Below are 13080 nucleotides of genomic sequence, written 5' to 3'. Positions count from 1 at the left end.
AGCGAATGTGGCAGCAGTTAACCTCCGTTGTCGTGGGAACTTTCTTAACTTTGTTTCCCGTGACTAATCCAGTCGGTGCAATCCCCATTTTTTATGGTTTAACAGGCGCAACCACAAAATTCTATCGCCTCCGCCAAGCGCGTCAGACAGCAATTAATGTTGTTTTAGTTTTGGGCACCTTTTTACTGGCAGGCAGAGAAATACTCAGCTTTTTTGGGATCTCGCTAGGAGTGTTACGGATTGCTGGCGGTTTACTCATTGCGCATACGGCTTGGGAAATGGTGACAGCGCGTCAACGACTCACCGCACCAGAAAGCGATGAAGCTATCGATAAAGACGATATTTCTTTTACACCAATGGCAATTCCGATGATTAGCGGTCCTGGCGCGATTGGTGTTGTGATTGGTTTTGCGGCAAGTAACAGCGGATGGATTGATGATATCGGTTGCTTGGTTGGAATCGTCTTGCTGGGAGTGACGATCTACTTGTGCCTCGCTTTGGGAGAACCTTTAGTTGGTGTATTAGGCAAAAATGGTTTGGGAGCGTTAAATCGAGTCCTTGGGTTCTTTATTTTAGCGATCGCCGTACAATTTATCGCCGATGGTGCGGTTACGCTCTTAAGAGAAGCAGCCCCCAGTTTATTGCGTTAAAACAAACCTTTTGAATTGTTAAACCTGATACAAAATTCACCACACACCTGACCCTTACTATAAGCCCAGTTCGCGCTTGAGAAAATCAATTGATTTTTCACTGATGTAATTCTCGCTGCAAATGAGTTGTGGAGGACGAATAATGTCTTCTCTGGCAGCTTGGACGGCTGCTTTAACCGCAGGAAAACTTGCTTGATCAAAACTGATGATAACTTGCGCACTTTTGACAATTGCATTGAGTTTATAGGTATCGCCGAGTTGGGCGCTCATCACTAAGAGTTCATCACCTCGAAGACTGTAGGCAATCACTTCTGCGGCGCGGAGAATACCAGAACTTAAGCTGACCATGCCCAGGTTAGTGCCTTTAGGAAGTTTTTTCAAGAGTTGTATTTCTTTGGCATAGTCGTAAATATCGATAGGAATAACGCGGACAGACTTAGGCGCGGCGATCGCTTCGGCGCGTGCAATAAAATATCGAGTTGTCACCACTGTCCCCGCCGGAGTTTGCTCTAGTACTTGCGCTAATTCCTCTAACGGAACTAATTGTACAGGTCGTTGAATCGATTGCTCAAGTTCGTCAACCATTAACTTACCCGCACCGATATCATCGGCTGGAACAGTTACTAATACTCGCGCACTCGATCGCAACCGCCAGTCAATTTCTGCTAAAAATAGCTCTCTTGCTTGATTTAAAGAACAACCTGCTTTAAGTAGCTCATCAAGACTATTCTGTACAATTCTTTCGGCTTGGGGATATTTTTCCAAGATGGGAATTGGTGCTGGGTTACGCATCGATGGCTGGGCGCGGACGTAAATACCAGAACCCGCGCGGCTTTCAACAAGTCCGTCTTCCTCTAAGTGGCGATAGACTTTGCTGATCGTGTTTCGGTGTAACCCTGTTTGCATCGCGAGGGCGCGTGTACTTGGAAGTCTGTGACCTGGGGGAAATTGTCGCGATGTAATTGCGTACCAAATTTGATTGAGTAACTGAGTTGAAGCCGGAATTTCACTATCTGGTTGGATATGAAACTGAACCATTGTTCCTCCAAAAGACAATCTGCGGCAAAAACCAAAAAAGATGTTTGATACTGAAATGGTTGCTTACAGATTGACTATGAACAGACGAAAATACAAAAGACAGACAAGGCTTGCAGCCACGAGTAAGGCATATTTGTTCGGTTAAGAGTAAACTGTGCTTAAAATCTTTACTTTATTTGTTCGTTTCTTACCAAATCTGCATAAGTTCTCAACATTTAGCAAAGTTTCTTTAATATTGAAGTGGCGGCACCACGCTGATAAATAGATGAACATAATTAAATATCACGCGTATTGACATGGGGTAATAGGTAATGGGGAGCCAGTGCGCCCTTGGAGGTGTCCGCGCGTGAGAGCAACTGATGCTAATAGAAAAGCCTTTAGCACTTGGCAATAAGCATTTAGCAATTAAACAACCGCTAATCGCTATTTAATGACCCGTTACCAGTGACCAACTCTCAACAGACAGCAAACACATTCGTCATGACTAGCATAGAAATTCGTTCTTCTCATGTAAAAGTTCCTAACGGCGACCTTCAAGTTCCAGCTTATCTGACGATGCCTGTCGGTGAAGGTTCTTATCCAGGTATTATTGTCATTCAGGAGGTGTTTGGTGTTAATGAACACATTCGCGACGTAACAGAAAGAATCGCCAAAGAAGGATATGTTGCGATCGCCCCCGCAATTTTTCAGCGTGTCGCGCCGAATTTTGAAGTCGGTTACTCGCCACAAGATCTTGAACTGGGAAGAAAATACAAACAACAAACCAAAGCAGCCGAACTTTTGAGTGATATAAAAGCGGCAATTGACTACCTCAAAGATCTACCACAAGTCAGAAAAGACGGTTTTGGGTGTATTGGCTTTTGCTTCGGCGGTCATGTTGCTTATTTAGCGGCTACACTCCAAGATATTCAAGCAACAGCATCTTTTTACGGGGCGGGGCTAACGAGTCAAACGCCTGGTGGTGGTTCGCCCACAATTACGCGGACTCCAGAAATCAGCGGCACGATTTATGCTTTCTTTGGGATGCAAGATGCGAGTATTTCAGCGGCGGATGTCGATCAGATTGAGGCAGAGTTAAAGAAATATCAAGTCTCCCACAAGATCTTTCGCTACGCGCAAGCGGATCATGGTTTTTTCTGCGATCGCCGCGCTAGCTACAACCCCGAAGCTGCGGCTGATGCTTGGGAACACGTCAAGCAACTATTTCAGCAGCATCTCAAGGAAGCGTAAAGTACCTGCTCCAGATTTGGAAGACATACAATTAATCAATAGGTGAGTGGGTAAATGGTAATAGGTAATAGGGAACGCGAAAAGCTTTTAGCATTTGGCTAGTTGGCATTTAGCAATCAAACAACCGCTAATCGCTATTTAATGACCAGTTACCAATAACCAACCGTTAAGTTACATTAATTTCTTTTTGTTTTGATACCTCATGACATCTCAATCTAAACCTTCTTCTGCTAGTTCATCCTTTTCTATGGATGATTTTGCCAAAGCGTTAGACCAACAAGATTTTCAATTTAGCAAAGGACAAGTCGTGCGGGGGAAGGTATTTCAATACGAAAGTGATGGTGCTTATGTGGACATTGGCGGAAAATCCGCAGCTTTCATCCCTTTAACGGAAGTTGGTTTGCACTCCGTAAGCGATTTATCTACGGTTTTACCGTTGCAGGAAGAACAAGAATTTTTGATTATCCGCGAACAAAATGTGGATGGACAAGTGACGCTTTCACGCCGCCAACTGCAAATCAAACAACTGTGGGAACAGCTAAGCGAAATGCAAGAAGACGGCAAAAGTTTGGAAGTGCGCGTCAAGGGAGTCAATAAAGGTGGCGTCACCGTTGATGTACAAGGTTTGCGTGGGTTTATTCCGCGATCGCATTTACTCGAACGCGAAAATCTGGAAAATCTCGTCGGGCAAAATCTGAATGCGAGTTTGCTAGAAGTCAATCGCGACAATAATAAACTTGTGCTGTCGCAACGCCTCGCAACGCGATCGCAAGCGATGACTCAGTTTGAGCCTGGGCAAGTTGTAACCGGCAAAATTAGCGCAATTAAGCCGTTTGGCGTGTTTGTCGAGTTAGATGGAATTAACGGTTTGCTACACATCAAGCAAATTAGTCAAAACTATGTCGAATCTTTGCCTTCGCTTTTCCAAACAGGGCAGGAAATTTCGGCGGTTGTAGTGGATGTTGATGAGAGCCAAAGTCGAATTTCCCTTTCCACAAGGGTTCTAGAAAACTATCCTGGCGAAATGCTGGAAAAAAGAGACGAGGTGATGGCAAGTGTAGAAGCAAGAGCAAACCGCGCCCGCAAAAAATTGCTCGAATAGTTTGTTTTTTATAAAGTCAGCGGTAAAAGTGAGCGCAATCTTTGCCAAGATAAGATTGTTTGCCAGCAATCTAATTTGCAAAAATGGGCATGACAGTAAAATCATCCGACACCGCTGATAGCTTTCTCATTCTCATCTTGCCAGTCGCGCTAGCGATTACTTTTCTCTTTTCCACTTGGCGATTGCTCCTAGCAATTGCTGGTTTTGTTGCGCTTTTGAATATTTTCCAACGCTATCGATGGCAAAAGTGGAGCAAAACCCTCAACCCGACTTTCCACAAATTGATTCAAGAAAATCAAGGACGAATTACAACGCTTGATTTGGCAATGCGCGCTAATCTTTCAGCCGCAAAGGCAAAACGCTACCTCGATTACAAAGCAGCAGAATTTGGCGCGCGGGTACTTGAACCAGAAAATGGCAGTAGTGGCTATTTCTTTGTCACGGCTAGAACTCTTGGTAGTATTTTTGATGACAGCGAACCGCCTTTGTCTTTGCCCGAACCTGAATTTGAGCAAAAGACGCTTGTAGAAGACTTGCCTGCATTAGAAGAAAACCAAGTCCAAGTACCAGAGGAAAACGAAGTAGCAACTCCAGAACAGACAACTATTGCGGAGGCTGAGACTTCTAACCCTGACACGCCTACTCACGTTCAAGTAGCACCAGAATCACTTCTGCAATCTGAACTTGCGAAGCGATTAGACGTAAATTCGAGTACAGTTTACAAACATCGCTCAAATCCAGATTTTGCCGAATGGAGTCGCAGCCGCGATCCAGAGGGAATTGCTTGGGAGTACTCGTCAGAGGAAAAGCGTTTTTTTCCGATCGCAGTTGAACAATAGTCATTGAGCTATTAGACAGTAACATTATCCCCCTGACTTTGAGTTTAAGGAAAACAAGCAACGCGTCTGTAATTTAATCCTCTGACTGTTAGTCGTGGGGTGCAGTTAAGAGCTAACCACTTTTTTTTAACAGAATGTATGACCTATTCACCATCAATAGCAACTGCCACTTCAGAGCGCACTCCAGGTTGGGATAGTGAGCTACTACAACAACTATTAGACCGCGCCTCACTATCGCGCGAACAAGCTGCACAACTGATGCAAGCATGGCTCGATGAAACAATTCCACCAGTTTTGTCGGGAGCCATTCTAGCCGCAATTCAAGCCAAAGGCGTCTCCGCAACAGAACTTATGGGAATGGCTGAGGTTTTGCTTGCGCAATCGCAATGCCAAGAAACAATCCTGCACCACGAGCCAGTCATTGATACTTGTGGTACGGGTGGTGATGGTGCTGCTACTTTCAATATTTCGACTGCTGTTGCTTTTGTGGCAGCTGCGGCGGGAGTACGTGTTGCAAAACATGGCAATCGTTCGGCTTCGAGTCGTGTGGGTTCTGCCGATGTTCTAGAAGCAGTGGGTGTCAATTTAAATGCACCTCCCCAACAAGTTCAAGCCGCGCTTGAGGAAGTCGGAATTACATTTTTGTTTGCACGGGGTTGGCATCCAGCCATGAAGGTTGTCGCACCGCTACGACAAACGCTGAAGGTACGCACGGTTTTTAATTTATTAGGACCATTAATCAACCCATTGCGCCCTACTGGACAGGTGATTGGGGTATTTGATGCGGCAATCTTGGAAACTGTTGCTCAAGCTTTGTGTCAATTAGGCACACAGCGCGCGATCGCTCTTCATGGACGAGAAAAACTCGATGAAGCAGGCTTGGCTGATGTGACAGATTTAGCCGTGCTAAGTCAAGGTGAAGTTCGTTTAACAACGCTCGATCCTCAACAGCTAGGTTTAAATCCTGCTCCCACCGCAGCCATTCGTGGTGGTGATGTTCAAGAAAATGCGGCAATTCTCCAAGCAGTCTTGCAAGGTAAAGGCACTCAAGCGCAGCAAGATATTGTAGCACTCAATGCATCGCTTGCTTTACAAGTAGGAGGACTTGTTCCGGCTGAAGATCATACAGCAGGTATCGCCCTCTCAAAGGAAATTCTACGTAGTGGTGCGGCTTGGGCAAAGCTTGAGCAATTAGTCGAGTTTCTTCAACGCGAGTGAAACTCAACGACATCTTGCTTAATTGTCAAGTCATAACGGCTAAAAAAGTTTTGCCCTAATAATGGTAATGGGGCAACTAATACCTGAGTATCGCGGAGGATGGCACCACCAACTTCGATTGATTCTACACGTCCTATTGGCAAGCTAACAGCCTCACCATTGGCAACTTGGACAATTTGACTACCTACAGGAACTAATCCGAGTTGATTTGCCATCGCTGCCGTAATTGTCGTTTGTGTCGCTCCTGTATCCAAAATCATCTCAAATTTTTGCTGATTATTAAATGTGACATCAATCACTGGTGTCCCACCGTAGCGGCGTTTGATTTTGGCAGTAAATACTTGTTGTGTTGTTGATGGCGATCGCTTGTAATTTGTACAAAGTTGACTCAAGTTGACTACTGCGCCTGTAGCATTAATCATGTAACAACTTTCGGCTTCTTGCGCATTCGCTTGCGGCACAATAAAGTTGATTCCAACAAGAGTCACTGTAGTTTTAATAAGAAGTAAAATAGCTTGCTGCATTAATTTTTTAAAACTAGATTATTGATGAATAAAAACTAAACAGTTTCTACACTCAAAACTTTGAAATATAAAATATTCTTTAACCTGCGCTCCCTGAACCCTGACTCTTATGTATCTAACGCGGGCGAAACTCAATAACATCTCGCTTGAATGTGAGATCGTAATTTTGAAAGAAGTCGTGTCCTAGTAATCCGGTTTCTAGTTGCGCAGACGGCGCGATCGCTACGGGTAAATTGTTAACAACGACTCCTCCAACCTCGATAGTATCAACATAGCCAATCAGAAATTCCACGCCTCTATCACTAGCAGTATTTGCTTTTGCGGTTGTTGTGGGTTTAATTCCTAGTGCAGTGGCGATCGCTTGCGTAATCACCGTGTTGCTAGCCCCAGTATCGACAATCATTTCAAACTTTTGTGTTCCGTTAAACGTCACATTGATAACGGGTGTGCCACTTTCGCGGCGTTTTACCGGAATGCGAATAACTGTTTGATCTTGTTCTAGGGGTGGCAAAACTTCAGGTACCTCAGGTTCTACCGCGTTCAAAGGTAAGCTTTCTAGTTGCGGCGTAGTTGTCGAGTTAAGATTAACTTGTTGCTGAGCATACTCAATATTTTGTTGATATTCAGTTATCTTTTTTTGCGCGATCGCACGCTGCTGACTGTCTGTAGGTACTGCTTTCATCAAAGCCAGCGCTTCTTGCCATTTACTTACAACTAAGCGCCAATCGTCGGCTGACCGCGCTGATTGACTAATAGTATACGCCGCCGTTGCTTTGTCTAATGCTAATTCAAACTGACTTGGCTGCACGTTTGGCGTTACGGATGGTAACTTTGTGGCAACGGCAGATTTTTTGACTAATGCTGTACCCGATGGGCTTTTATTAGTAACTGAGGCTGTATGACTTAACTGATGAAGATAGGGTTTGCTATTGCAACCAACACCAGCGATCGCGATTGTACTTGAAAGAAAAATGATTGCTGCTGGCGCTGGATAAATTTTAAGCATAATGACATACAATGCACTTTAACCAACCGAAGTTACTGAGTGTCTTTTTTTCACCCATTTCAATTTAAACACAGCAAACTTATAGTTCGGTAAACAGCGCGAATGTTTGATTAAGTTTAGCGATCGCGCAAAATTGACTTCATCAAAAATAAGAAATATTTAACGTAAGTGCGCTGAAAACGGAGTTTATTTTCCCAAATTTTGAGTATTGAGTTAACCTTAGCTCAAGTAAAGTATTCAAATTGTTTCACGCTCAAATTTGATTATTTAGACCATTTCACTAAATAAAAACGACAAATCATTTCTCCTCTGCTTCCTCTGCCCACGCCAGTCGCCTCAACGGGGGACTCGGGGACCCCACGTAGTGGGGATTGGGGGTAAACCCCCGCACGGCGCAGGCTCCTGAAGCTGCCTATTTGTAGTAACTTCAAAGTGAAATGATATTAGACCTCAACGCAAATACATTTCAGTGATTAATTTTGATGGATCTGAGAATTCATTTTTGCCTAAAGTAAATAAGTATTTTTACTTAATTTTCCCTCTACTGTATGTGTTGTAAAAAAGCCAACAAACTTTTTTTTGTCAGTAGGTGGGAACTTAGTCAGCTTCATTCTAAGGAAAAAACACAACATATCCGATACTTAGAGAAGCCGACCATTAAAAGAATCCTTTAGAATTGAAGAAGGAGAGTAAGTAGATCTACTAAGGATAAATTGCTAGTATGGCTGGTGGCGAGTCTCAAACCCCTGTTTCCCTGTCTGATCGAGAATTACAAATTATTGAACTAGTAGCTGCTGGCTTAACAAACCAAGAGATAGCAGAAAAATTAGATATTAGTAAACGTACTGTCGATAATCACATTAGCAACATTCTGACTAAAACCGCGACTGAAAATCGAGTGGCGTTAGTTCGATGGGCGCTACAGTGGGGTAAAGTTTGCTTGAATGATGTGAACTGCTGTACTTTGCCTAACCATAACGATGGTACGGTTTCGTAATCAGTTTATGCGTATCGCAAACAACTTCCTCGCGATTGACAGTGAATCTCAACTATTCAAAGGCAAACTATATTAAATTTGAACATACCTCTTTCTCAATGCAGTAACTATTAACACTTAACAATATAAAACGCTACGCTTATTCCTCATCTAGCAGCTTCTGGAGAAACGCTGCCATGACTACGCCCATTTTAGATTTTTTTGGTTTTGATAATCTGACTCGACCTACGCAAGCTCAAGATACGGAACTTATTCAACAGCTAGCTTTTATTCCAGGAATAAGAGACATTTTAATGCTGCGGCAGGTTCATGCGCTAGAACACGCGACAGTATGGGTACTCAGCGAACAAAGTAGCTATCAATCTACTGACAGCCAATTGTTGGCAGGTTTCTCTACTGAACAAGGATTCTACCTTTACGGTCATTTGAATCAAGCTACCTTACGTAGCGCAGTGAATATTGCATTGCAGCGGCTTACAGGTGGAGAATGGAATCTAGCAGTACATCCCCGCTGTGGGACAAACGTATCAACGGGAATTCTACTTGCAGCAGGACTTGCGGTAGGCTTTCATCTACTTTTACCACGCGGGCCAGTTGAGCAAATGTTAGGGTTAGGTTTAGCAGCAACGATGGCTACTCATTTAGCGCCCGATGTGGGTACACTAGCGCAACGTTATCTTACTACCGCAATTCCGTTTAACTTAGCAGTGGGAAACATCAAGCTGACTCAGGATGCGTGGGGAAAAGCTGCCTATTTTGTGGAAGTCAGTTGGATAGATCGAGCGACAATTAATTGACAACAAATTCATAAAACTTAAAGACTCAATAGTAGAGTAAGTTGCTGCTGAGTAGTACGCTGAAAAGTAGTTAGTAGCTCAAGTCAGATAAATAACTTAATACTCGACTTTATTGCTGGCATGAGGTTGTAGAGTGAAATCTATTAGCCGTATCTCTGTGGCAATCGATAACTAAAAGGAAAAGTACAAATGGTTGAACGTGGTTCAAAAGTGCGAATCCTCCGCAAAGAATCCTACTGGTTTCAAGATGTAGGAGTTGTTGCCTCGGTTGACAAAAGTGGCATTCGCTATCCTGTGATTGTCCGCTTTGATAAAGTCAACTACGCAGGTGTGAATACAAATAACTTTGCGGAAACAGAACTCGTAGAGATTGAAAAACCAGCGCCAAAGGCGAAAAAAGCAACTCCCGCTACGACTGGTGGCAAACAAACGACTATCGACGAACGTACTCGGACAACAGGTCAAGGAACACCGCTGAAGCCTGAAGGCAAGACGACTGCTGCACCAGAGTCGGGAGATGGCAGTTCTGTCGTGGTTGGTGATGCTAACCAAGGAACTGATTCACGTTAAATTGTGCCGGAATTACCTGAAGTAGAGACTGTACGACGGGGACTCAATCAAGTTACCCTGAGTCAGCAAATTATGGGTGGAGATGTGTTGCTAGAACGCACGATCGCCCACCCACTTTCTATTGCAGAATTCTTAACAGGAATTCAAGGATGTGCGATCGCCCAGTGGCATCGTTATGGTAAATACTTACTAGCTGAAACGCAACATTCTTCAAATACCGCATCCGGTTGGTTAGGCGTACATTTGCGGATGACAGGTCAGCTATTGTGGTTAAATCAGGATGAAGAATTACATAAACATACCCGCGTCAGGCTGTTTTTTGATAACAAGTTAGAGTTACGCTTTGTCGATCAACGCACGTTTGGTCAAATGTGGTGGGTACCGCCAGAAATTCCCGTAGAAAGCGTCATCACAGGTTTAGCTAAATTAGGATTAGATCCTTTCTCTCCAGCGTTTTCGGTCGATTACTTAACTCAAAAATTCAAAAATCGCCAACGGGCAATCAAAACCGCGCTTTTAGATCAAGCGATGGTTGCCGGATTAGGTAATATTTACGCTGATGAAGCATTGTTTCTCAGCCAGCTACGACCAACAACCCTTTGTAGCGAGTTGCGCTTACCACAGATCGAAAAACTGCGCCGTAGTATCATTCAAGTTCTCGAAACAAGTATTGCCGCAGGTGGCACAACGTTTAGTACTTTTTTAAACGTACAAGGTGTTAACGGTAAATATAGTGGTATTGCTTGGGTTTACAACCGTACTGGTCAACCCTGTCGCATCTGCCAGACGCCAATTCAGCGAATTCGACTAGCGGGACGATCTTCTCACTTTTGTCCTAACTGTCAGCAATAAAGCTTTTTCCCGATTTGGCTAGTTGATTTTTCAGCAAGTTGTTTAGCTTTTAATTTCTACAAGAATCCAAATAGGCCAAAATGTAATTATTAAAGGACATTGCCAGCGTGGAGGTGGAAAGCGCCGATTGCAATTTTTGAGGATCGCTAGCCAGCAAATAAATCCTGAAAAAATATAAGCCGCGATCAGATAAAGTAAAAAAATAATATTCATAGAAAGTATTTTTCAACACAAGATAGTTACTAGTAATTAGAGAATGCCTGATTTTGAGTAAAGAAATGGATGTGTAGACCGCGATCAGCAATGAAAATTCAGTAAAGATTTTGCTATGTACAAGCAGATTACTACTGAGACTTGCGATCGCAAAATATAGAAAAGCCCAGATAATAGCTAAGTAGTATGACTCAAAAGTACTGGTTTATACGTAAAGTTACGCACGAGTCGTGCTGAACTTGCGATACATAGTAGCGATACCAACAAAACTACTATATTTTCTAGTATATTGATGGTGTCAAAGCTTCTCCACCGTAATCATACGCACTGTTTTATTTACTGGATGCAACAGCTTAGGTGAAATTAAGGATATATGACGTTTTAAGCGTTAAAATTCGTTAATTTAACTTGCAAGAAGCGATCGCGCCTGCTCTATATTTTGTTTAACTTCTTGTGCTGCAAGATGTAACGCAGAGATTTCTGCATTGGTCAGTTTTAATTCTAAGATTTGCTCAACTCCACTCGCCCCAAGCAACGTAGGAACACCAATAAAAATATCATGTAAACCATACTCGCCTTGAAGATAGGCTGCTACTGGAACTAAACGCGATTGGTTGAGTAAAATTGCTTCCACCATTAAATATGTAGAAGCCGCAGGTGCAAAGTAGGCGCTACCTGTTTGCATTAATTCGACAATTTCTGCACCTCCCTTACGGGTTCTTTCTACCAAGCGATCGATCGTTGCGGCATCGATTAATTCTGTAATGGGAATACCATTGACTGTCGAATAGCGCGGTAAAGGTACCATCAAATCGCCATGACTACCTAAGACGATCGCGCGGACATCTGCAATACTGACACCTAATTCCATCGCCACAAAAGCTTGAAACCTTGCCGAGTCTAAAACTCCAGCCATACCAATGACGCGCCTTGTAGGCAATTGTGTTGCTTGCCAAGCAAGATAAGTCATGACATCCAAAGGATTCGTCACCACAATTAAAATGGCATTCGGAGAATAGGCGATCGCATTTTTTGCTGTTTCTACTACAATGCGGGCGTTAGTTTTGAGCAACTCGTCACGATTCATTCCTGGCTTACGCGGTTGCCCTGCGGTTATAACGACAATATCTGAACCAGCAGTATCAGCGTAATTTGTTGTACCGATAAACTCGCGACTATGCAGTGATATTCCTTTAGCTTCCATCAAGTCAAGTGCCAAACCCTGAGGTAATCCCTCTACTTCGTCTAATAGCACCACATCGGCTAGATTTTTCTCACCAATTTGTTGCGCTAATGTACTGCCAACTTTACCAACGCCAACGATCGTGACGCGGGGAGAGTAACCCAATAACTGCGAAGTAGAGGCGATGGGCATAACTGAGAAATCCGTTTTCCTAGGTGTATTTACGCCGTTAGTACATGACCAGATTTCTGAATATGCAAATTACGACTTTCCGGATATTAGTTTTATCAATCACCGTAATTTGTATCACGTGATAGCTATTGTTGCTGATTACCAATTGATAACTAGCTACTTCAGTGATTCTAGTTGATCTACCCGTAACCAGATATTCGGCGTCGGAACTTGTCCAAAGACAACAAGCGCATAATCTCCTTTAATATCCAAGACTTCTCCCTTAGTTTCAAATATGTATGACGGAAAACGCGTGTCACTTGCTTGAGATTCTAAGGAATTTTCCAACTTTTCCCGAACCGCACGGACTAAATCACCTTTTTTAACAGCCATACTTCTTATGCTACTAAATTGTAATTCTTCTTCTATTTTGCACCCTTTAGGCTCGTTTATGAACTCTACAAATCTGACTGAGCTTCGTCAAGACTGAGATACGCGCCCATTGGTGTTGTTTCTTAAGGTTTACGTTCTGTTTTTAGGATAGCCCGCATGGAACCGAGACAAAGAAGGCTGAGGATAAAGCTGTATGTCTTTACCTAAATTTTACAAAAAATCTCAGTAATTTAACAGTGATAATAATCTCGAAAACGAGTTATTTCAATGTAGTTAATAACCGAATTAATATCAGCA

Annotated in this window: 14 protein-coding genes and 1 pseudogene; 9 read left to right on the top strand and 6 right to left on the bottom strand. The window is 43.2% G+C overall.

Features of this window, described 5'->3' with window-relative positions; genetic code table 11:
• The first annotated feature begins 5 nt into the window (after nt 1-5).
• On the top strand, nt 6-650 hold the full coding sequence (locus tag GLO7428_RS02205; RefSeq protein WP_015186923.1) for a MarC family protein: 645 nt from the start codon (nt 6-8) through the stop codon (nt 648-650).
• A gap of 57 nt (nt 651-707) precedes the next feature.
• On the opposite strand, the gene GLO7428_RS02200 is transcribed toward GLO7428_RS02205, so the two are convergent.
• Complete coding sequence (locus GLO7428_RS02200; RefSeq protein ID WP_015186922.1) at nt 708-1688, bottom strand: GntR family transcriptional regulator; 981 nt, start codon at nt 1686-1688, stop codon at nt 708-710.
• A 444-nt stretch (nt 1689-2132) separates the two neighbouring features.
• On the opposite strand from GLO7428_RS02200, the gene GLO7428_RS02195 reads away from it, so the two are divergent.
• From GLO7428_RS02195 to trpD, 4 genes are all read left to right on the top strand, one after another.
• A complete protein-coding gene (locus tag GLO7428_RS02195) occupies nt 2133-2918 on the top strand; it encodes a dienelactone hydrolase family protein (protein ID WP_255348360.1) in 786 nt (261 codons plus the stop codon).
• 202 nt (nt 2919-3120) lie between these two features.
• A complete protein-coding gene (locus GLO7428_RS02190; RefSeq protein ID WP_015186920.1) occupies nt 3121-4020 on the top strand; it encodes a S1 RNA-binding domain-containing protein in 900 nt (299 codons plus the stop codon).
• Nucleotides 4021-4109: 89 nt separating this feature from the next.
• Complete coding sequence (locus GLO7428_RS02185; protein ID WP_041918487.1) at nt 4110-4859, top strand: hypothetical protein; 750 nt, start codon at nt 4110-4112, stop codon at nt 4857-4859.
• Between the two features lie 138 nt (nt 4860-4997).
• On the top strand, nt 4998-6077 hold the full coding sequence (trpD, locus tag GLO7428_RS02180; RefSeq protein WP_015186918.1) for an anthranilate phosphoribosyltransferase: 1080 nt from the start codon (nt 4998-5000) through the stop codon (nt 6075-6077).
• Here trpD and GLO7428_RS02175 read toward each other — a convergent pair.
• Nucleotides 6065-6601 carry a TIGR02281 family clan AA aspartic protease gene (locus GLO7428_RS02175; protein ID WP_015186917.1) on the bottom strand — a complete coding sequence of 179 codons (537 nt, stop codon included), beginning with the start codon at nt 6599-6601 and terminating at the stop codon, nt 6065-6067. The two genes, trpD and GLO7428_RS02175, sit on opposite strands and share 13 nt — an antisense overlap.
• Nucleotides 6602-6716: 115 nt before the next feature.
• Nucleotides 6717-7607 (bottom strand): TIGR02281 family clan AA aspartic protease, encoded by an 891-nt coding sequence (locus tag GLO7428_RS02170; RefSeq protein WP_015186916.1) that lies wholly within the window; start codon nt 7605-7607, stop codon nt 6717-6719.
• Between the two features lie 721 nt (nt 7608-8328).
• Between GLO7428_RS02170 and GLO7428_RS02165 the strand changes: the two genes are divergently transcribed.
• The 4 genes and pseudogenes from GLO7428_RS02165 to GLO7428_RS02150 all read left to right on the top strand — a co-directional run bounded on the left by GLO7428_RS02165 (nt 8329) and on the right by GLO7428_RS02150 (nt 10823).
• Nucleotides 8329-8604, top strand: a complete 276-nt coding sequence (locus tag GLO7428_RS02165) for a helix-turn-helix transcriptional regulator (RefSeq protein ID WP_015186915.1) — start codon at nt 8329-8331, stop codon at nt 8602-8604.
• A gap of 176 nt (nt 8605-8780) precedes the next feature.
• Nucleotides 8781-9401 (top strand): DUF6391 domain-containing protein, encoded by a 621-nt coding sequence (locus GLO7428_RS02160; protein WP_015186914.1) that lies wholly within the window; start codon nt 8781-8783, stop codon nt 9399-9401.
• 189 nt (nt 9402-9590) lie between these two features.
• Nucleotides 9591-9797 (top strand): annotated as a pseudogene (locus GLO7428_RS29625) (photosystem I reaction center subunit IV); the annotation flags it as partial.
• A 177-nt stretch (nt 9798-9974) separates the two neighbouring features.
• On the top strand, nt 9975-10823 hold the full coding sequence (locus GLO7428_RS02150) for a DNA-formamidopyrimidine glycosylase (protein ID WP_015186912.1): 849 nt from the start codon (nt 9975-9977) through the stop codon (nt 10821-10823).
• A 42-nt stretch (nt 10824-10865) separates the two neighbouring features.
• Here the strand turns inward: GLO7428_RS02150 and GLO7428_RS27610 are convergent, their stop codons facing one another.
• The 3 genes from GLO7428_RS27610 to GLO7428_RS02140 form a co-directional block, all read right to left on the bottom strand.
• Nucleotides 10866-11036 carry a hypothetical protein gene (locus GLO7428_RS27610; RefSeq protein WP_015186911.1) on the bottom strand — a complete coding sequence of 57 codons (171 nt, stop codon included), beginning with the start codon at nt 11034-11036 and terminating at the stop codon, nt 10866-10868.
• Between the two features lie 403 nt (nt 11037-11439).
• Nucleotides 11440-12411 (bottom strand): malate dehydrogenase, encoded by a 972-nt coding sequence (mdh, locus tag GLO7428_RS02145; RefSeq protein WP_015186910.1) that lies wholly within the window; start codon nt 12409-12411, stop codon nt 11440-11442.
• 156 nt (nt 12412-12567) lie between these two features.
• The gene (locus GLO7428_RS02140) at nt 12568-12783 is read right to left on the bottom strand and encodes an NAD(P)H-quinone oxidoreductase subunit O (protein ID WP_015186909.1); all 216 of its coding nucleotides are present in this window, start codon (nt 12781-12783) and stop codon (nt 12568-12570) included.
• Nucleotides 12784-13080: the final 297 nt, after the last annotated feature.

It is taken from the genome of Gloeocapsa sp. PCC 7428 (assembly GCF_000317555.1).
In the GTDB taxonomy this organism is placed as follows: domain Bacteria; phylum Cyanobacteriota; class Cyanobacteriia; order Cyanobacteriales; family Chroococcidiopsidaceae; genus Chroogloeocystis.
Note: the sequence above shows the minus strand (reverse complement) of the source record. Positions and strands in the feature narration are given on the sequence as shown.

Excerpts from the sequence above, each read along its gene's own strand:
- mdh (WP_015186910.1), bottom strand. The coding sequence starts at position 12,411 with ATGCCCATCGCCTCTACTTCGCAGTTATTGGGTTACTCTCCCCGCGTC.
- GLO7428_RS02175 (WP_015186917.1), bottom strand. The coding sequence starts at position 6,601 with ATGCAGCAAGCTATTTTACTTCTTATTAAAACTACAGTGACTCTTGTT.
- GLO7428_RS02185 (WP_041918487.1), top strand. The coding sequence starts at position 4,110 with ATGACAGTAAAATCATCCGACACCGCTGATAGCTTTCTCATTCTCATC.
- GLO7428_RS02160 (WP_015186914.1), top strand. The coding sequence starts at position 8,781 with ATGACTACGCCCATTTTAGATTTTTTTGGTTTTGATAATCTGACTCGA.
- GLO7428_RS02165 (WP_015186915.1), top strand. The coding sequence starts at position 8,329 with ATGGCTGGTGGCGAGTCTCAAACCCCTGTTTCCCTGTCTGATCGAGAA.
- GLO7428_RS02170 (WP_015186916.1), bottom strand. The coding sequence starts at position 7,607 with ATGCTTAAAATTTATCCAGCGCCAGCAGCAATCATTTTTCTTTCAAGT.
- GLO7428_RS02200 (WP_015186922.1), bottom strand. The coding sequence starts at position 1,688 with ATGGTTCAGTTTCATATCCAACCAGATAGTGAAATTCCGGCTTCAACT.
- trpD (WP_015186918.1), top strand. The coding sequence starts at position 4,998 with ATGACCTATTCACCATCAATAGCAACTGCCACTTCAGAGCGCACTCCA.
- GLO7428_RS02190 (WP_015186920.1), top strand. The coding sequence starts at position 3,121 with ATGACATCTCAATCTAAACCTTCTTCTGCTAGTTCATCCTTTTCTATG.
- GLO7428_RS02140 (WP_015186909.1), bottom strand. The coding sequence starts at position 12,783 with ATGGCTGTTAAAAAAGGTGATTTAGTCCGTGCGGTTCGGGAAAAGTTG.
- GLO7428_RS27610 (WP_015186911.1), bottom strand. The coding sequence starts at position 11,036 with ATGAATATTATTTTTTTACTTTATCTGATCGCGGCTTATATTTTTTCA.
- GLO7428_RS02205 (WP_015186923.1), top strand. The coding sequence starts at position 6 with ATGTGGCAGCAGTTAACCTCCGTTGTCGTGGGAACTTTCTTAACTTTG.